The organism is Diaphorobacter oryzae DSM 22780 (assembly GCF_059568935.1).
In genome coordinates, this window is the sequence record NZ_JCANUL010000003.1 from 151,652 (window position 1) to 168,237 (window position 16,586).

The following is a 16,586-nucleotide window of genomic DNA, read 5'->3' on the forward strand; positions in this document are numbered from 1 at the left end:
ACAGGTAGTAGCATTGGGCGAGTCCCCGCCCATTCTTTCTCTCCCTTGCCATGCCCCTATCAGCGTCCCGCGCCAGAACGGTTTTTCGCGCATGCGTCGTCAATGCCGTGAGGGACGGCGAGGCGCTGATGGGGCAATTGATCAGCGTCACGTCCGGCGCGTTGACTGAGGGAGAGTCCTCCAGCCGCGACATCCGGCAGCGCAGCCTGATCGGCGATGCGCTGCGCCTGCTCAAGGAGCACCAGGCAGCGCTCATCAAGGCCTATCCCATGGCCTTGCTGGAGATCTTTGCCGAGGGGCCGTCGGCACCCAAGATGCGGCCGGGGCAAGAGACGGGCATGGACTTTGGCGAGCTGGCGCTGATGGACGATGCCGACGTTCTGGCGCAGGTGGAACTGTCGCGGGCGCAGCAGATAGCCATGCATGCCACCGAGGCCACACTGGCCGAACTCAATACCCTGGTGAGCTCCGCCCAGGGCCTGCACAGCGTGCAGCCCGAGCGCAACCCGTTCCGGCCCGAGAACTACATACGCGCATTGCAGCAGGTGGTGGGCGAAACCGGTGTGACCGGCGAGGTGCGCCAGCTGTGGATGAGCCACATGCGGGAGTTGCTGGGTCAGCAGCTCGTCAGCACCTACAAGCGCGCAGCCCAAAGCCTGCGCGAGCATGGCGTGGAGCCGGTGGGCTACGCGGTGGCTGGCATGCATGGCGCCCGCAGCGTCCACGGCGGTGCGTATGCAAGCAGCAGCCAGATGGGCGTGGGCTACGCGCCGTCGGCCTATGGTGCTCCGGGTAGCGAGCACGGGGCGCACAGTGCCTATGGCCGTGGCTATGGCTCGGGCTGGGCGGGGGCGTCCGGCAACGTGCCCTTGGCACCCGCCGCCGAAGAAGCCATGCTGACCGTGGGCATCCTGCGCCAGATGCTGGCGGGCGGGGGCGATCCGTTTGCCTACGATGCCGCGCGTGGCGGGTATGCGCCCGCCGTGGCCGGCGGCGGCTACGTACCCTTGGCGGCCGCAGAGGCGATGGAAGACATTGCGCAGCTTGAACGCATCGTGGGGCGCCTGGCGGGCGGGGCTCCGGTGCCGGTGAGCGGCTGGAGCGCCGCCGTGGCTCCAACTCCTGCCATGGCATCGCCCGACCGCACGGCGCAGGAGATCGTGGGCCGCATGATGGACAACATTGCGCAGGATTCGCGCCTGTTGCCTCCCATGCAGCGTGCCGTGCAAAGCCTGGAGCCGGCGCTCAAGGAGCTGGTGCGCCATGACTCGCGCTTTTTCTCGGATGAGCAGCATCCGGCCCGCCGGTTGCTCGACGAACTCACCCAGCGCAGCCTGGCCTTCAACAGCGAGGGGCAGCCGGGCTTCAGCCGGTTCATGCGCCTGGTGAACGAGGCCGTGGGGCACCTGGCCACGGTCGAGATCAAGGACGCCGTGCCTTTCGAGCATGTGCTCAAGGCACTGGAGAAGGCCTGGTCGGCGCAGGAACGCAAGCAACGTGAGCGCCATGAGGCCCAGCAGCGCGAACTGCTGCAGCGCGAGCAGCGCGAGCTGCTGGCCGAGAAGATCGCCGCCAACATCGGGCAGTTGCCCGATGCCGACAAGGTGCCGCAGGACTTGCTGGCCTTCGTGACCGGGCCCTGGGCCGATGTGGTGGCGCTGGCGCAAAGCAGCCAGCCGCCGGGGAGCGGCGACGATCCGGGAGGCTATCTGGCATTGGTGCCGCTGCTGTTGTGCTGCGCCCAGCCAGACCAGTTGCGTGCCGATCCCGAGCGCCTGGGCCATGCCATTGCCGACATGGCGCCGACGGTGCGCCGCGGGCTGGAGAGCATTGCCTACCCCGAAGAGCGCATCGTCGAGGTGCAGGAACGCCTGGCCGGCCTGCAGCGCGAGGCGCTGGAATATGCGGCCGCAGGCGCGGCAGTGGCGGACACGGGGCCGGAAACCAGGGAGGGAGACATCGCGCCGCACGACATGCCGGTTGTGGCCGAAGAAGCTCCCGCGCCAGCCACGCCTGCCCAGCCGCCGCTGCGAATCGGGCAGTGGGTGGAGATCGTCAACAACCAGCGTGCTGTGCGCACCCAGCTCACCTGGAGCAGCCCGCACCACACGCTGTTCCTGTTCACAGCGGCGGACGGCAGCACGCAGTCGATGACGCGGCGCATGATCGACAAGCTGGCGGGCGAGGGCGCCTTCCGGTTGATCTCGGCGCAGCCGGTGGTGGACCGGGCATTGCGCGCGGTGCGCGGCAAGCCGGACAGGCAGCGCTGAGGGGCGGCAGGCCTCTCAGGCAGCCGAACGAGGCAGCCGCCTGCGCACCAGCTGGATGTGGTTGCGCAGGGCATACAGCTCGTCGGCGTAGGACAGCGGCACGCTCACCTTTTCCACCTGGGCTTCCAGGCGGTCGAGCCGTTCGCGCAACTCGTCGGGCGTGGCCTGGCCGGCCTCCAGGTCGTCCTCGACCTCGCGCAGGTGCCCGTACCAGCGGAACACGCGCGAGCGCACGCGGAACTGGTACAGCGGCGGCACGACGCGCGACAGCGGCAGCATCACCGCGATCAAGATACCCAGCACCAGCCACATGCGCTCGACCAGGTTGGCGATCCAGAACGGCAGGTAGCGTTGCAGCAGCGGCGCGGGCTCATTGATGGCGCGCTCTCCCTCCTTGGCGATGGGCAGCTCGGCATGGCGTGTGCTGGGGAACTCGCGGGCACGGTTGAACCAGCCTGCGCTGCCGTGGATGGTCTGCGCGCTCTGCGCGAAGAGCTGCAGCAGGGCCGGGTGCGTGTCCTCGTGCGCCAGCAGCGAGGTGGTGGAGGCCACCAGCCGTACGTCGCGCGGCGGCACGTTGGCCGCCAGGTCGACCACGCCGCGCGGCAGCGTCACCGGCGTCAGGAAGGGAAAGCGCCGGCTGTAGGCCTCGTTCTGCGCAAAGCTCATGAGCTGCACGCCGGGCGTCTGCAGCAGCATCTGCACCATGAGCGACTCGGGCGCCGAGGCGAACACCAGCGCATCGAGCCGGCCGGCCAGAAACTCCACCGTGGCCGGCGTTTGCTCCAGCTGCGTGAGCGTGAGTGCGCCGGGCGGAACGCGGTTGGCCTCCAGCAGCCGTTCCATGAGCGTGGGCACGCCGCTGCCGGGAGAGCCCACGTTCACGCGCAGGCCGCGCAGCTGGTGCAGTCCGTCAAGGCGTCCCGACCGATGGATGCGGTGCGCCACATCGCTGCGGTAGAACAACCAGATGGGTTCGACGAACAGACTGCCCAGCGAAAGCAGGGCATCGCCGTCCTCGGGGCGCAACTCGCCCGTTCCGCCTTGCACGAAGGCCAGGTCCGCGCGGCCGTCACGCAGAAGCTGCAGGTTGGAGGAGGAGCCGTCGCTGGGCAGCAGCCGCACCTCGATGCCATTGGCCGCCAGCGCTTCCTGGTAGCGTTTGCCAAAGGCCTCGTAGGCGCTTTGCGCGGGGCCGGTGGCCAGCGTCACCGTGCGGGGCGGTGCGGGGTTCAGCCACCAATAGGCCAGGCCAACCAGCCCCAGGCACAGGATGGCCAGGGGGCCCGCGGAGAGCAGCAGGTCGCGCAGCGACAGCAGCAGGTTGCGCAGGCGGCGCGACATCTGTCCCATGGCTATCCCTTCGCGGCCAGATCGGCGTGGCAGTGCAGCACCAGGCCCTCGGCCGTGGCTATCGTGCGTGCTGCCAGCACGGCGCGCACGGTGGCTCGGGCCACAGCCTCGGCCGCCATGGTGGCCAGCACCATCATGCCCGGGTGCTGCGCCCGCTTGCCGGTGGCCAGGGTGAACAGCGTGTCGCCGTCGCTCATGGTGTGCACGGGGTTGATGCTGCGCGCCAGCCCGTCGTGGCCGGCCAGGGCCAGGCGCTGGGCCTGTACCTTGGAGAGCCGGGCATCGGTGGCAATCACGCCGATGGTGGTATTGCTGCCCGCCAGCATCGGGTGGGGCGGTTCACCGCGCAGCAGGGCGCGGCGCGTATCGCGCAGGGCCTGCCCATCAGCCGTGCGCGCGCCCGCCAGGGGCAGGCCGGTGCCGGGGTCGACCACATCCCCCACGGCGTTGCAGGCAATCAGAGCGCCCACGGTCACGCCGCCCACGCGTACCGACGCCGTGCCCAGCCCGCCCTTCATGGCGTGCGGCATGCCGAACATCTTGCCCACCACGGCCCCGGCGCCGGCGCCCACGTTGCCCTCGGCGGGCGGCAGGCAGGTGGCGGCGGCGCAGGCGGCGTAGCCGGCGGCCGCATCCGGGCGGATCTTCATGTCGCCCACGGCCAGGTCGAACAGCACGGCCGCGGGCACCAGCGGCAGGCGGCCCACGCCCACGTCCAGTCCCACGCCTTGCTCCTCCAGCCAGCGCACGGCGCCCGTGGCGGCGTCCAGGCCCCAGGCGCTGCCGCCGGCCAGCATGACCGCGTGCACGCTGTCCACCAGGTTGCCGGGGGCCAGCAGGTCCGTTTCGCGCGTGCCGGGTGCGGCGCCGCGCACGTCCACGCTCGCCACGGCGCCCTCGCGTGCGATGACCACGCTACAGCCCGTGGGGCGGCGTGCGTCCGTGTAGTGGCCCACCTCGATTCCGGGCACATCGGTGATCGCACCGGCCGACGGGTTGTGTTTGTCAAATGGCATAGCGCGCCGATTATCAAGGGAGCCGGTGCGCGGGGCGGCGCGCTGGCTGCCACGGGCATTTCGGGTTGGGCGGCTGCGCGGGGATGGGGGTTGTGATTGCAAATACATTAATTTGCATAAGCATCAGTTTTTATATTTGTTGTGTGTCTGAGCTGTTCTTTTGATACTACGTCCCGTTGGTGCCGCACAAGCCGGCTCCGCACCGTACACGGACGACACGCACCCGGTGGCAGGCAGGCCGCAGAGGGCGCGTGCCGCCGGATCACATTCACAGAGAACGCAGGTGCCCGTTGTGCACCGGGAGATAGACACCCATGACCGCCCGCTTCCATACCCGCCGCTCCGTGCTGAGCATTGCCGCTTCCATCGCCGCCGTCACCGCAGCCTCGTTGGGCCTGACCGCAACGGCCATGGCCCAGGACGCCAGCAAGAAGCAGATCGTGATCGGCGGCACCGCAGGTTCCAACATCGACCAGCTGCAGGCAGGCATCGTGCCCCTGCTGCAAAAGAAAGGCTACAAGGTCAAGCTGGTCGAGTTCAACGACTACGTACAGCCCAACCTGGCGCTGGCCGATGGCTCGCTGGACGCCAATTTCTTCCAGCACGAGGTGTATTTCAACCAGTTCAAGGGCGACCGCAAGCTGGATCTGTCGGCCCTGGTGCAAGGCCCCATTGCTCCGATGGGCGTGTATTCCAAGCAGCGCAAGTCCCTGGCGGAACTGAAGGACGGCGACCGTGTGGCCCTGCCCAACGACCCCAGCAACCTGGCGCGCGGCATCCTGCTCCTGCAGCAGGCGGGCCTGGTGAAGCTGAAGGAGGGCGTGAACCCGCTGCGCGTGTCGGAGCTGGACCTGGCCTCCAACCCCCGCAAGATCAAGCTGGTGCCGCTGGATGCCGCCCATCTGCCCCGTGCGCTGGATGACACGCAGTACGCCATCATCAACGGCAACTTCGCCATCTCCTCCGGCCTGAAGCTGCAAGAGGCCGTGCTGCTGGAAAAGACCCCCGAGCATTACCTGAACATCGCCGCCGTGAAGACCAAGGACCGGAACACGCAGTGGGCCAAGGACCTGGAGGCGGCCTTCCGTTCGCAGGAATTCAAGACCGTGGTGGACACCAAGTTCGCGGGCTATGCCAAGCCCGGCTTCCTGCAGTAAACGCCATCGGCGGCGGCGCACCGTCCGCCGCAGCGGTCTGCGGTGCGCCAGGCAGGCGTGGCGGACCCCTAAGCTCCTGCCAGGTCAGGGCTTTCCATGGCGCAGCCGCAGGGCATTCGCGATCACAGACGCCGAACTCAGGCTCATCGCCAGCGCGGCGATCATGGGCGACAGCAACCAGCCGGAGAACGGATACAGGACGCCCGCTGCCACGGGGATGCCCAGGCCGTTGTAGATGAAGGCAAACAGCAGGTTCTGCTTCATGTTGCGAACCGTGTCTTCGGACAAAGTACGCGCCGTGGCGATGCCGCGCAGATCGCCCTTGACCAGGGTGAGCTGGGCACTGCTCATGGCCACATCGGTGCCCGTGCCCATCGCGATGCCAACGTCGGACTGGGCCAGCGCCGGCGCATCGTTGATGCCGTCCCCCGCCATCGCCACCACGCGGCCTGTGCGCTGAAGCCGTTCAACCAATTGCAGTTTGTCGGCGGGTTGGACTTCACCGTGCACCTCGTCAATGCCCAGGCGCCGGCCCACCGCGCGCGCCGTGGTTTCGCCGTCGCCCGTGGCCATGATGATGCGCAGCCCTGCCGCCTGCAGCGCCGCCAGCGCTTCGGGCGTGGTGGTCTTGACCGGGTCGGTCACCGCCAGCACGCCGGCCAGTTGGCCATCGACGGCCAGGTACATCACGCTGGCGCCTTCGGCGCGGAACGCCTCGGCTTGCGTGAGCAGCGTATCGACCGCCACACCCTCTTGCTGCATCAGCGCCGTGTTGCCTAGCGCCAGGTGCCGCCCGCCGACGAGGCCGCGCACGCCGATGCCGGAGCCTGACTCGAAGTGCTCGGGCTTCTCCAGGGGCAGCCCGCGCTCGCGCGCGGCACGCACGATGGCGTCGGCCAAGGGGTGCTCGCTGCCCTGATCCAGGCTCGCGGCCAGGCGCAGCACATCGTCGGCGCTGGTGGTGCCCGCGCCCACGGCGCGGTCGAATGCGGGGCGGCCCTCCGTCAGGGTGCCGGTCTTGTCGACGATCAGCGTGTCCACCTTGCGCAGGTTCTCGATGGCCGCCGCATCGCGAAACAGTACGCCGTGCTGCGCGCCCCGTCCGGTGGCCACCATGATGGACATCGGCGTGGCCAGGCCCAGCGCGCAGGGGCAGGCAATGATCAGCACGGCCACGGCGTTGATCAGCGCATACACCCAGCTCGGTTGCGGCCCCCACAGGCCCCATGCAAAGAACGTGACCAAGGCGATCGCCACCACCGCGATCACGAACCCACCCGCCACCTGGTCGGCCATGCGCTGCATCGGTGCCTTGGATCGCTGTGCCTGTGCAACCATCTGCACGATCTGCGACAGCACGGTGGCGGCTCCGACCTTTTCCGATCGCATCACCAGCGCGCCGCTGGTGTTCAGCGTGGCGCCGATGAGCGGGTCGCCGGCGCGTTTGCTGACCGGCAGGGGCTCCCCGGTCAGCATGGATTCATCGACTGAGCTGCTGCCTTCGGTCACCACCCCGTCCACGGGCACCTTTTCGCCGGGGCGCACGCGCAGCAGGTCGCCGGTATGCACATGGCCCAAGGGCACGTCCTCTTCACTGCCGTCGGCATTGATGCGGCGCGCCGTCTTGGGGGCCAGGTCCAGCAGGGCCTTGATGGCCGCCGAGGTCTGGGAGCGGGCCTTCAGTTCCAGCACCTGCCCGAGCAGAGTCAGCGAGATGATGACCACCGCCGCCTCAAAGTACACGGCCACGCGTCCCATGGACACGAACGAGGCGGGGAATGCCTGCGGTGCCACTGTCGCGGCCACGCTGTAGGCAAAGGCGGCTCCCGTGCCCAATGCGATCGGCGTCCACATGTTGGGGCTGCGGTGAACCACCGACTGCCAGCCGCGCGCGAAGAACGGCCGGCCGGCCCACAGAACGACGGGCAGCGACAGCAGGAGCTCCAGCCAGCTTTGCGTGGCCATGTCCAGCCAGCCCAGCCTGTGCCCCAGCATGGCCAGCACCGCCACCACCACGGTCAGCGGCAGCGTCCACCAAAAGCGCCGGCTGAAGTCGCGCAGCTCGGGATTGTCATCGTCCAGGCGGGGCAGTTCAGGCTCCAGCGCCATACCGCACTTGGGGCAGGTGCCCGGGTGGTCCTGGCGGACTTCCGGGTGCATGGGGCAGGTGTAGATCGTCCCCGCGGGCTCGCCACCGGCAGGGCCGGGCGGTGTCGCCGATGCATGGCTGCCGGCGGCTGCGTGGTGTGCCTGGTGGGGCCGCGCTCCCTGGTCGCCGGGATGCGGGTGCGGATGGGCGGGTGGCCGGGGCGGGGAGGTCATGGGAACTCCTGGTTGGCCCCGGGGCCGAGGCACCGGGGCGGATGGGCGCGCGGGAATGCGCTCAGCGCACGGCTTCGATGTGGGTGATCAGCAGGGCGCCGTTCACCTCCTGGGCGCGAAAGCGCACCTTGTCGCCGGGCTTCAGGGCGCTGCCCTGGGCCGGGTCCTGGAGTGCGAAGACCATGGTCATGGGGGGCATGCCCAGGTTGGCGATCTCGCCGTGGCGGATGGTCAGCTTGCCGGTGCGCGCATCGCGCCGCGTGACTTCGCCGTCGCTCAGCGCCTGGGCGTCGTCCGCAGCGGCGGCGGCCGGCGCGGCGGCCGCTGGCTCGGGGGCATGGTGGGCATCATGGTCCGTGGCCTGCGCGTGGGCGCCGGTCCAGGCCGTGCCCAGCAGGGCCAGCAGCACGGCGGCGTGGCGCGTCGAGCGGTGGATTGAAAGGTGCATGGCTGTGTCCTTGCGGGGAGATTTGTGAATCAGCGGTAGCTGGTGAACACGCGCGTCGAGACGTCGCTGTTCATCAGGTTCTTGGTGACCAGCAGCACGTCGTAGGGGTCCTTGCGGCCCTTGTATTCCGGGCCGTCCATGCCGGGGCTGCCCACGGGCATGCCGGGCACCGTGAGGCCCAGGGCCTTGGGCTTGGCCTTGAGCAGCTTGTGCACGTCGGCGGCGGGTACATGGCCTTCGAGCAGGTAGCCGCCCACCAGCGCCGTGTGGCAGGAGCCCAGACGCGTGGGCAGGCCGAGCTTGGCGCGCACGGCGGCGTTGCCCTCCTCGTGCACGGTGACGGTGAAACCGTTGGCCTCCATGTGCACCACCCAGTCCTGGCAGCAGCCGCAGTTGGGGTCCTTCCAGACCTCGACGGCGGTCTTCGGTGCATTGCCGCTGGCCAGGGCGGGCAGGGCGGTGCCGGCCAGGCCGGCGGCGAGTGCCGCCATCCATTGGCGGCGGCTGGGGTGTTGCATGGACATGGGATGACTCCTGAGGGTGTGATGGCGAGGGGCGCGGCTCATGGCGTGACGGTGAACGTGCCGCGCATGCCCGCCTGGAAATGGCCGGCGATGAGGCAGGCAAAGTCGAAGCTGCCGGTGCGGTTGAAGTGCCAGACCAGGTCTTCCTTGCGGCCCGGGGCCACATGGGCCATGTGGGGCTCGGCATGCTCCATGCCCGGGTACTTGAGCATCATGGCCGCGTGCTCCTCGAGCGTGCCCTGCGTGCCCAGCACCACCTCGTGCATGACCTGGCCCTTGTTTTCCACGCGCAGCCGCACGGTCTCGCCCTGCTTGACGGTGAAGTGCGATGGTGTGAAGCGCATGTCGTCCGTCATGCGCAGGGTGATGGTGCGCCTGGCGTCCCGGGCCTGGCCCGCAATGCCCCAGTCTTGCTGCTGCGGGGCGACGGCGGCATGGCCTCCATGCGCGGCGTTTTCATGGCCAAAACTGGCCGTAGCGCCCGCCAATAAAGCGCAAATAGCTATTAATTTGATAGTTTTCATGGGGTTTCCGTGGATCAATGGTGAGCGTGGCCGGCGTCCGGCTTGCGCACGCGGGGCGCGCCGGGCGCCTGGCCGGGCGGGGTCTGGCGCGGGGCCGTGGCGTCGTGGGGGGCGCCCGTCCATTCGCGCGCCACGGTGCCGGCCGGGTGCTGGTACCAGCCCGGATCGCGGTAGTCGCCCGCGGCCAGGCCCTGGCGCACCTTCAGCGTGGTGAACATGCCGCCCATCTCCAGCGGGCCGAAGGGGCCGGTGCCGGTCATCATGGGGAAGGTGTTGTCGGGCAGGGGCATTTCCATGGCGCCCATGTCGGCCATGCCGCGCTCGCCCATCACCATGTAGTCGGGCACGATCTTCTGGATCTTGCCCACCAGGCCCGCATGCTGCACGCCGATCATGGTGGGCACGTCGTGCCCCATGGCGCCCATGGTGTGGTGGCTCTTGTGGCAGTGCAGGGCCCAGTCGCCGAGTTCGTCGGCGATGAACTCCACCTGCCGCATCTGGCCCACGGCCACGTCGGTGGTCACCTCGGGCCAGCGCGCGCCCCTGGGCACGGGGCCGCCGTCGGTGCCGGTCACCTCGAACTCGTGGCCGTGGAGGTGGATGGGGTGGTTGGTCATGGTCAGGTTGCCCACGCGCATGCGCACCCGGTCGCCCTGCCTGGCGACCAGCGGGCTGATGGCGGGGAACACGCGGCTGTTGAAGGTCCAGATGTTGAAGTCCGTCATCTCGTTGACGCGCGGCGTCATGCTGCCGGGCTCCACCGCGTAGGCGCTGAGCAGGAAGGCGTAGTCGCGCTGCACCTCGGCGATGAGCGGGTGCTTCGCCTTGGGGTGGGTGATCCACAGGCCCATCATGCCCATGGCCATCTGCACCATCTCGTCGGCATGCGGGTGGTACATGAAGGTGCCGGGGCGGCGGACGGTGAACTCGTAGACGAAGGTCTTGCCCGGCGGGATGTGCGGCTGCGTCAGCCCCGCCACGCCGTCCATGCCGCTGGGCAGGCGCTGGCCGTGCCAGTGCACGCTGGTGTGTTCGGGCAGGCGGTTGGTGACGAAGATGCGCACGCGATCACCCTCGACCACTTCGATCGTCGGGCCCGGGCTTTGGCCGTTGTAGCCCCACATGTTGACGAAGAAGCCCGGCGCCACCTCGCGCACCACGGGCTCGGCGACCAGGTGGAACTCCTTGACGCCGTCGTTCATGCGCCAGGGCGTGGTCCAGCCGTTGAGCGTGACCACGGGCCGGTAGGGCCGGCCGTTGGGCGGCACGAGCGGCTCGGCCGTGTCGGCCGAGGACTGGGTCGCGGCCTCGGGCAGCGCGGCCAGGGCCACGCGGCTGACGGAGGCGGCAGAGGCGGCGGCCACGGCCGCGCCGGTGAAGAAATTGCGGCGGTTCATGTCAGTGGCCTTCTCGGGATGCGGCGGTGGGGGTGGCGGCGGGGGCGGGCATGGCCGCGGGCTCGCCGGGCGATGCGGCCGTAAGGGCGAACTGCAGCTCGGCTTCGGCCAGCCAGAAGTCGCGCTGGGCCTCGGTCGCCGTGGCCACGGCCTGGGTGGCCTTGCGCGCCTCGGCCAGCAGATCCCAGACGCTGATGAACATGCCGTTGTAGCGCAGCACGGCCTCGTCCTGCATCAGGCGCGCGAGCGGCAGCACCTCGGCCTGCTGCTGGCGTGCCAGGTCCCAGGCCGTGCGGTAGCGCAGCCAGCCGGTGCGCGCCTCGCCGCGCGCGCGCAGGGCGGCGTCCTGCAGTTGCGCCGCGCCGCGCTGCAGTTCGGCGCGCGCGCGGCCCGTGGCGGAGCCGCCCCAGTCGAACAGGGGCAGGGGCAGGTCGATCTCCCAGCCGCGGGTGACCTCGTGGTGGCCGGTGGCCCGGTCGGTGGCGGTGTTGCGGCTGTAGCTCAGGCCGATGTCGCCGAACACCGCGCCCACGCCGGCCCAGCCGCTGCGGTCGGCCGTGGTGTCCAGCTCGCGGCGCAGGGCGCGCAGGTCCAGGCGCTCGCGCAGGGCCGTGGCCTCGGCATCGTCGCCGCTGTGCAACCCTTCGGCGGCGGGCAGGGCGGGCAGCTGCTCGGGCAGCGCGAAGTCGGCCCGCGTGCCCCACAGCCCCATCAGGCGCGCCAGCCGTTCGTGCTCCAGCGCCGCGTTCAGGCGCGCACGGGCCAGTTGCGCGGCGGCCTCCTGCGCGGTGGCGAGTTCACGCGCCTGCTGCAGCCGGCTGAAGTTGCCCACGCGCGCCATGCGCCGCGCCAGCTCGCTGCCGGCGTCGGCGGCCTCGTGCATGCGCTCGTGGGCGGCCAGCACCTGCCGGGCCGCCACGGCGCGCAGCCAGGCGCGGCGCGTATCCAGGGCCAGCCGCAGGACGTCCTGCGCGGCGGTCAGCGTGGCCTGCTCCATCTGCCAGCCCTGCCAGCGGGTGCGCCACGGCAGGGTGAGCACCTGGACCAGGCTGAAGCCGATCTGGCGTTCGATCTCGCGCTCATGCCCGCTGGTGAAACGCCCCAGGGTGAGCGTGGGGTTGAACAGCGTCAGCGCCTGGGCGCGCTCGGCGTCCTGGGCGGCCAGCTGGGCCAGCCGGGCCTGCAGCGCCGGGTTGTTCAGCAGGGCCACGCGCACGGCGGTGTCTGCGTCCACGGGCTGCTGCAGCCATTGGTCCACCTGGGCCTGGGCGTCGGCGCGGGCCTGTGCGTCGGGCGCGGGCAGGCGCGCACCGTCGGGCAGGCGGCTTTGCGTGTGGGCCTGCACGTCGTCGCGCAGTCCGTCCGGGGCCACGCTGGCGCAGCCGGCCAGTGCCAGGGCCGCTGCCAGCAGGGACAGGGTGTGCAGGGGGCGCCTCATGGCCGGCCCCCGTGCTGGCCGTGGTGGTGAGGGTGGCCGCCGCGCGGCATGGCCGGCGCGCTGGCGGGGCGCTGCGCTGCCTCCCAGCGCACGATATCGGCATGGCCGCGGGGGAATTGGCCCACGGCGGCGTTGGCGGCCTTCCAGTCGTCAGTGCCGTCGGCCATGGCGCCGCTGGCGGGCAGGGGCGGGTGATGCAGGGGCGCGGTGGGCGCCTGTGCCGATGCGACCGCGTGGGCCGAGGGGGCGGATGGGCGGGCCGCGGGGGTGCCCGTGGCCTGTGCCCAGGCACTGGGGGCCAGGGCGGCGGCCAGGGCCGCGAAATGCGCGAGGCGCATGGGGAGTCTCCAAGATCATGACAAACACCGCGTCCGCAGTGCCGTGCCGCAACTCCGCCAAAGGGCGGCTGCGGCGGGCGGCGGACGCACTTCGGGCGTCAGGTCTCGGAGATGGGTGGTTTGATGGCCAGTGCGGCAGGGGCACTGGCAAAGCGCGCGCTGCGCTGGGGGTAGGGCGTGCCGGCGTCGGCCACAGGGGTACCCGCGGCGCAGGCCGGCACCGACAGGGCCGAATGGCAGATGCCGCAGGCCGAGCAGCCGGCGGGGTGTTCGGCATGGCAGTCGCCGGCGTCGCTGGCGCAGTGCTGCGCGGGCGCGGCGCCATCGGCCATGGTGGCATGGCTGCCGGAAGGGGCGTCTGGCACGGCATGGCTGTCCGCCATGGCGTGGCCTGCGTGCATGGCCGCCGCGGCCACGGCGTCGTGCATGCCGCCGACCGGAGGCACGGGGGCCAGGCCCATGGCCATGGCGTCGCCCAGCAGGCCCCGAAGGACCAGCAGCAGACCCAGGATCATGGCAACGGTGCGGCGCATGGCCCGAATGATACCGGCGCGGGGGCGGAAGTTCCCCGGCGCGCGCTGCGGCGTCGCGGGGCTCAGACCGCCATGTAGCGCCCGGGCCGGTGGTTCATGGCCAGCACCAGGTTCAGCGCCACGGCCCCCACCACGGACCACAGCACGCGCATGGGCTCCACGGTGACCAGGGCCGCCAGCACGATGCAGCAGTCCACGGCCATCTGCACCTTGCCGGCGCGCCAGCCGTAGCGGTCCTGCAGGTACAGCGCCAGGATGCCCACGCCGCCCAGGCTGCAGCGGTGGCGAAACAGCACCAGAAAGCCCATGCCCATGATGAGGCCGCCGGTCAGCGCGGCGTACAGCGGGTGCAGCTGGCTGATCTGCAGGAACTGCGACTGCAGCTCCGACAGCACGGACAGCAGCGCCACGGCGGCGAAGGTCTTGAGCGTGAAGGGCAGGCCCAGCTTGCGCAGCGCCAGCCAGTAGAACGGCAGGTTGAGCACGAAGAACAGCTTGCCGAAGCCGATGCCCGTGGCGTAGTGCAGCACGAAGGCCAGGCCCGCCATGCCGCCCGTGAGCAGCCCGGCGCTGGCCAGAAAGGCCACGCCCACCGAGATCAGCATGACACCCACGCAGATGGCCACGGTGTCTTCGGTGCGCGTGTGGGGGACCATGGTGGCGGGGAGGGCGGTGGTGGAGGACATGGCGATCAAAAGCGAATAGGGTGCCGGCGGGCGCGCGATTGCACCATGGCGCCATGGCCGCTGCATTGCGCTGCGTCAACGTCCTGGCTGGCTGTGGTGTTTTTGCTCCTGAAAGATGAGCTTTTGGCGCTTGATGGGTAAGCGCTAGAGGCTGTTTTGACTTGTATCCCCGGCGCCCGGCGGCTGCGTGGCGGCCATGGCAGCGGTGATGCAGGCGCGCACCGCCGGGCTGGGCACCATGGGCTGCAGGGCCGGCACGCTGGCGCGGCCGATGTTGCCCTGGGGCAGGCGGCGCACCAGGTGGCCCAGGGGCGTGAGCGCCAGCCGGGCGAGCTGGCCGCGCGCCTCCCGTCCGTCGCCCAGCCGCAGCGCAAAGCGCAGCATGTGCCAGTGCGAGCGCCAGTGCAGGTCCAGGCGGTTCTGGCCCAGCACATGGGCCGCCTCCAGGTAGCGCCAGCGCTGGGGCGTGGGCTCGTCCGCGCTGGCGCGGAAGCGGCGCAGCAGGTGCGCGAAGGCGGCGCGTTGGCGGGCCTGGCTCATGGCGCCTGCTCCCCGGCGGCCGGGCCGGCCCAGCGGCGCAGGCGCAGGCCGTTGGCGACCACCAGCAGGCTCACGCCCATGTCGGCCACCACGGCCATCCACATGGAGGCCATGCCCATCAGCGCCAGGGCGAAGAACACGGCCTTGACGCCCAGCGCCAGCGCGATGTTCTGCCACAGCACGCCGTGGGCGCGGCGCGACAGGCGCACGGTGTCGGGGATGCGGCGCAGGTCGTCGTTCATGAGCACCACATCGGCCGTCTCCATGGCCATGCCGGTGCTGTGCGCCCCGCCCATGGCGAAGCCCAGGTCGGCGCGGGCCAGGGCCGGGGCGTCGTTGATGCCGTCGCCCGCCATGGCCGTGGGGCCGTGGGTGCGCTGCAGCGCGGCCAGGGCGTCCAGCTTGTCTTGCGGCAGCAGGCTGCCGCGCGCGTCCTCGATGCCGGCCTCGGCGGCAACCGCCTGCACGGTGGCGGAGTTGTCGCCGCTCAGCACCACCGGGTGCACGCCCAGGGCGCGCAGCTGGGCAATGGCCTCGCGGGCATGGCCGCGCAGCGGGTCGGCCACGGCGAACAGCGCGCGCACGGCCTGCGCATCGGCCAGCAGGGTGACGGTGCGGCCCTGCTGCTCGTGGCGGGCCAGGGCCTCTTCGAGCGCGGCGTCGGCCAGGTTCATTTCGCGCATCAGGCGCAGGTTGCCCAGCATCCAGCGGCGGCCGTCGATGTCGGCCTGCACGCCGCGGCCGGGCAGGGCCTGCAGGTTCTGCACGCCGTTGGCGTCGGCGGCCGGTAGGCCGGCGGCGATGGCGCGCGAGACGGGGTGCTCGGAGCGGCTGGCCAGCTGCCAGGCCGCGGTCGCTGCGACGGCGGCATCGCCGGCATCGCCGGCATCGGTGGCGTTCAGCGCCTGCCAGTCCACGAGCGTGGGGCTGCCCGTGGTCAGCGTGCCGGTCTTGTCCAGCGCCAGCGTGCGCAGGCCGCGCGCCGATTCGAGCGCGCCGCCGCCCTTGATGAGAATGCCGCGCCGCGCCGCCGCCGTGAGGGCGCTGACCACCGTGACCGGCGTGGAGATGACCAGCGCGCAGGGGCAGGCGATCACCAGCAGCGCCAGCGCCTGGTAGGCGGCCTGCAGCCAGGGCCAGCCCAGCAGCGGCGGCGCCAGCAGCGCCAGCAGCAGGGCCAGCACGAAGACGACGGGGGTGTACACGGCGGCGAAGCGGTCCACGAAGCGCTGGATGGGCGCCTTGCCGGCCTGGGCCTGTTCCACGGCACGCACGATGCGCGCCAGCAGCGTGTCGCCGGGCGGGGCGGTCACTTGCATCTGCAGCTCGCCGTGCTGGTTCACGCTGCCGGCGTACAGCGGGTCGCCGGGGGCCTTGTCGGCCAGCTGGCTCTCGCCGGTGATGGGGGCCTGGTTCACGGCGCTGCTGCCCTGCGTGACCGTGCCGTCCAGCGGCACATGGGCGCCGGGGGCGATGCGCAGGGTGGCGCCCAGCGGCACCTGGGCCACGGGCACGCGCTGCACGCTGCCGTCGGGCTGCAGCAGGTCGGCGGTCTCGGGGGCCAGCTGCAGCAGGTTGCGGATGGCGTGGCGGGCGCGGTCCAGGGCGCCGTCCTCGATGCGTTCGGCGGCCACGTACAGCGCCATGACCATGGCGGCCTCGGGCCACTGGCCGATGAGGAAGGCGCCGGTCACGGCCACGGCCATGAGCGCATGGATGCCCAGGCGCAGCCGCGCCAGGTCCTTCAGGCCGGCCTGGTAGACGCCCAGGCCCGACAGCGCAATGGCGACCACGGCCAGGGCCATGCCCGCAGGGTCCTGCTGGAGCCAGTGCGCCACCTCGGCGCCGGCGGCCATGACGAGCGCGGCGGCGATGCGCGGCCAGCCGGGCAGCGTGCCGTGGTCATGGCCGTGGTCGGCGTCGTTGCTGTCTGCCGACCCGCAGCCGCAGCAGGCGGCTGCCGGTGCCGGCGCGGCGGCAGCCTCGACATGCCCGTGGTGGTGCTTGGGGGAATGGGGGGGGTGATCGTGGCGCATGCCA

The 16,586-nt window shown here is 70.9% G+C and carries 15 protein-coding genes; 2 read left to right on the plus strand and 13 right to left on the minus strand.

The window, feature by feature from the left end; genetic code table 11:
* Window positions 1–128 precede the first annotated feature (128 nt).
* Window positions 129–2,270 carry a DUF1631 family protein gene (locus BP68_RS06780; protein ID WP_496369959.1) on the plus strand — a complete coding sequence of 714 codons (2,142 nt, stop codon included), beginning with the start codon at window positions 129–131 and terminating at the stop codon, window positions 2,268–2,270.
* A 15-nt stretch (window positions 2,271–2,285) separates the two neighbouring features.
* Here the strand turns inward: BP68_RS06780 and BP68_RS06785 are convergent, their stop codons facing one another.
* Window positions 2,286–3,623 carry a TAXI family TRAP transporter solute-binding subunit gene (locus BP68_RS06785; protein ID WP_496369961.1) on the minus strand — a complete coding sequence of 446 codons (1,338 nt, stop codon included), beginning with the start codon at window positions 3,621–3,623 and terminating at the stop codon, window positions 2,286–2,288.
* A gap of 2 nt (window positions 3,624–3,625) precedes the next feature.
* Window positions 3,626–4,639 (minus strand): P1 family peptidase, encoded by a 1,014-nt coding sequence (locus tag BP68_RS06790; RefSeq protein WP_496369963.1) that lies wholly within the window; start codon window positions 4,637–4,639, stop codon window positions 3,626–3,628.
* A gap of 314 nt (window positions 4,640–4,953) precedes the next feature.
* Between BP68_RS06790 and BP68_RS06795 the strand changes: the two genes are divergently transcribed.
* A complete protein-coding gene (locus tag BP68_RS06795) occupies window positions 4,954–5,796 on the plus strand; it encodes a MetQ/NlpA family ABC transporter substrate-binding protein (protein WP_496369965.1) in 843 nt (280 codons plus the stop codon).
* A gap of 84 nt (window positions 5,797–5,880) precedes the next feature.
* Here the strand turns inward: BP68_RS06795 and BP68_RS06800 are convergent, their stop codons facing one another.
* From BP68_RS06800 to BP68_RS06850, 11 genes are all read right to left on the minus strand, one after another.
* The gene (locus tag BP68_RS06800; RefSeq protein ID WP_496370387.1) at window positions 5,881–7,956 is read right to left on the minus strand and encodes a copper-transporting P-type ATPase; all 2,076 of its coding nucleotides are present in this window, start codon (window positions 7,954–7,956) and stop codon (window positions 5,881–5,883) included.
* A gap of 223 nt (window positions 7,957–8,179) precedes the next feature.
* Window positions 8,180–8,566 carry a copper-binding protein gene (locus BP68_RS06805; protein ID WP_496369967.1) on the minus strand — a complete coding sequence of 129 codons (387 nt, stop codon included), beginning with the start codon at window positions 8,564–8,566 and terminating at the stop codon, window positions 8,180–8,182.
* 29 nt (window positions 8,567–8,595) lie between these two features.
* Window positions 8,596–9,084, minus strand: coding sequence for a DUF411 domain-containing protein (locus tag BP68_RS06810; protein ID WP_496370389.1), 489 nt, complete (start codon window positions 9,082–9,084; stop codon window positions 8,596–8,598).
* 44 nt (window positions 9,085–9,128) lie between these two features.
* The gene (locus BP68_RS06815) at window positions 9,129–9,614 is read right to left on the minus strand and encodes a cupredoxin domain-containing protein (protein ID WP_496369969.1); all 486 of its coding nucleotides are present in this window, start codon (window positions 9,612–9,614) and stop codon (window positions 9,129–9,131) included.
* A 14-nt stretch (window positions 9,615–9,628) separates the two neighbouring features.
* A complete protein-coding gene (locus BP68_RS06820) occupies window positions 9,629–11,011 on the minus strand; it encodes a multicopper oxidase family protein (RefSeq protein WP_496369971.1) in 1,383 nt (460 codons plus the stop codon).
* A gap of 1 nt (window position 11,012) precedes the next feature.
* The gene (locus BP68_RS06825) at window positions 11,013–12,449 is read right to left on the minus strand and encodes a TolC family protein (protein WP_496369972.1); all 1,437 of its coding nucleotides are present in this window, start codon (window positions 12,447–12,449) and stop codon (window positions 11,013–11,015) included.
* Window positions 12,446–12,787 carry a hypothetical protein gene (locus tag BP68_RS06830; RefSeq protein ID WP_496369973.1) on the minus strand — a complete coding sequence of 114 codons (342 nt, stop codon included), beginning with the start codon at window positions 12,785–12,787 and terminating at the stop codon, window positions 12,446–12,448. The genes BP68_RS06825 and BP68_RS06830 overlap by 4 nt, the downstream gene beginning before the upstream one ends.
* 98 nt (window positions 12,788–12,885) lie before the next feature.
* Window positions 12,886–13,320, minus strand: coding sequence for a hypothetical protein (locus BP68_RS06835; RefSeq protein ID WP_496369975.1), 435 nt, complete (start codon window positions 13,318–13,320; stop codon window positions 12,886–12,888).
* Between the two features lie 62 nt (window positions 13,321–13,382).
* A complete protein-coding gene (locus BP68_RS06840; protein WP_496369976.1) occupies window positions 13,383–14,006 on the minus strand; it encodes a YitT family protein in 624 nt (207 codons plus the stop codon).
* 144 nt (window positions 14,007–14,150) lie between these two features.
* Entirely contained in the window at window positions 14,151–14,546 is a 396-nt protein-coding gene (locus BP68_RS06845; protein ID WP_496369979.1) for a DUF3703 domain-containing protein, read from the minus strand.
* Window positions 14,543–16,582: a heavy metal translocating P-type ATPase gene (locus BP68_RS06850; protein WP_496369983.1), complete on the minus strand. Its 2,040-nt coding sequence runs from the start codon at window positions 16,580–16,582 to the stop codon at window positions 14,543–14,545. Before BP68_RS06850 ends, BP68_RS06845 begins: the two co-directional genes overlap by 4 nt.
* Between the last annotated feature and the right edge of the window lie 4 nt (window positions 16,583–16,586).

Bases quoted from the DNA above. Each gene is read 5' to 3' on its own strand.
- BP68_RS06780 (WP_496369959.1), top strand. From the start codon at position 129: ATGGGGCAATTGATCAGCGTCACGTCCGGCGCGTTGACTGAGGGAGAG.
- BP68_RS06785 (WP_496369961.1), bottom strand. From the start codon at position 3,623: ATGGGACAGATGTCGCGCCGCCTGCGCAACCTGCTGCTGTCGCTGCGC.
- BP68_RS06790 (WP_496369963.1), bottom strand. From the start codon at position 4,639: ATGCCATTTGACAAACACAACCCGTCGGCCGGTGCGATCACCGATGTG.
- BP68_RS06795 (WP_496369965.1), top strand. From the start codon at position 4,954: ATGACCGCCCGCTTCCATACCCGCCGCTCCGTGCTGAGCATTGCCGCT.
- BP68_RS06800 (WP_496370387.1), bottom strand. From the start codon at position 7,956: ATGCACCCGGAAGTCCGCCAGGACCACCCGGGCACCTGCCCCAAGTGC.
- BP68_RS06805 (WP_496369967.1), bottom strand. From the start codon at position 8,566: ATGCACCTTTCAATCCACCGCTCGACGCGCCACGCCGCCGTGCTGCTG.
- BP68_RS06810 (WP_496370389.1), bottom strand. From the start codon at position 9,084: ATGCAACACCCCAGCCGCCGCCAATGGATGGCGGCACTCGCCGCCGGC.
- BP68_RS06815 (WP_496369969.1), bottom strand. From the start codon at position 9,614: ATGAAAACTATCAAATTAATAGCTATTTGCGCTTTATTGGCGGGCGCT.
- BP68_RS06820 (WP_496369971.1), bottom strand. From the start codon at position 11,011: ATGAACCGCCGCAATTTCTTCACCGGCGCGGCCGTGGCCGCCGCCTCT.
- BP68_RS06825 (WP_496369972.1), bottom strand. From the start codon at position 12,449: ATGAGGCGCCCCCTGCACACCCTGTCCCTGCTGGCAGCGGCCCTGGCA.
- BP68_RS06830 (WP_496369973.1), bottom strand. From the start codon at position 12,787: ATGCGCCTCGCGCATTTCGCGGCCCTGGCCGCCGCCCTGGCCCCCAGT.
- BP68_RS06835 (WP_496369975.1), bottom strand. From the start codon at position 13,320: ATGCGCCGCACCGTTGCCATGATCCTGGGTCTGCTGCTGGTCCTTCGG.
- BP68_RS06840 (WP_496369976.1), bottom strand. From the start codon at position 14,006: ATGTCCTCCACCACCGCCCTCCCCGCCACCATGGTCCCCCACACGCGC.
- BP68_RS06845 (WP_496369979.1), bottom strand. From the start codon at position 14,546: ATGAGCCAGGCCCGCCAACGCGCCGCCTTCGCGCACCTGCTGCGCCGC.
- BP68_RS06850 (WP_496369983.1), bottom strand. From the start codon at position 16,582: ATGCGCCACGATCACCCCCCCCATTCCCCCAAGCACCACCACGGGCAT.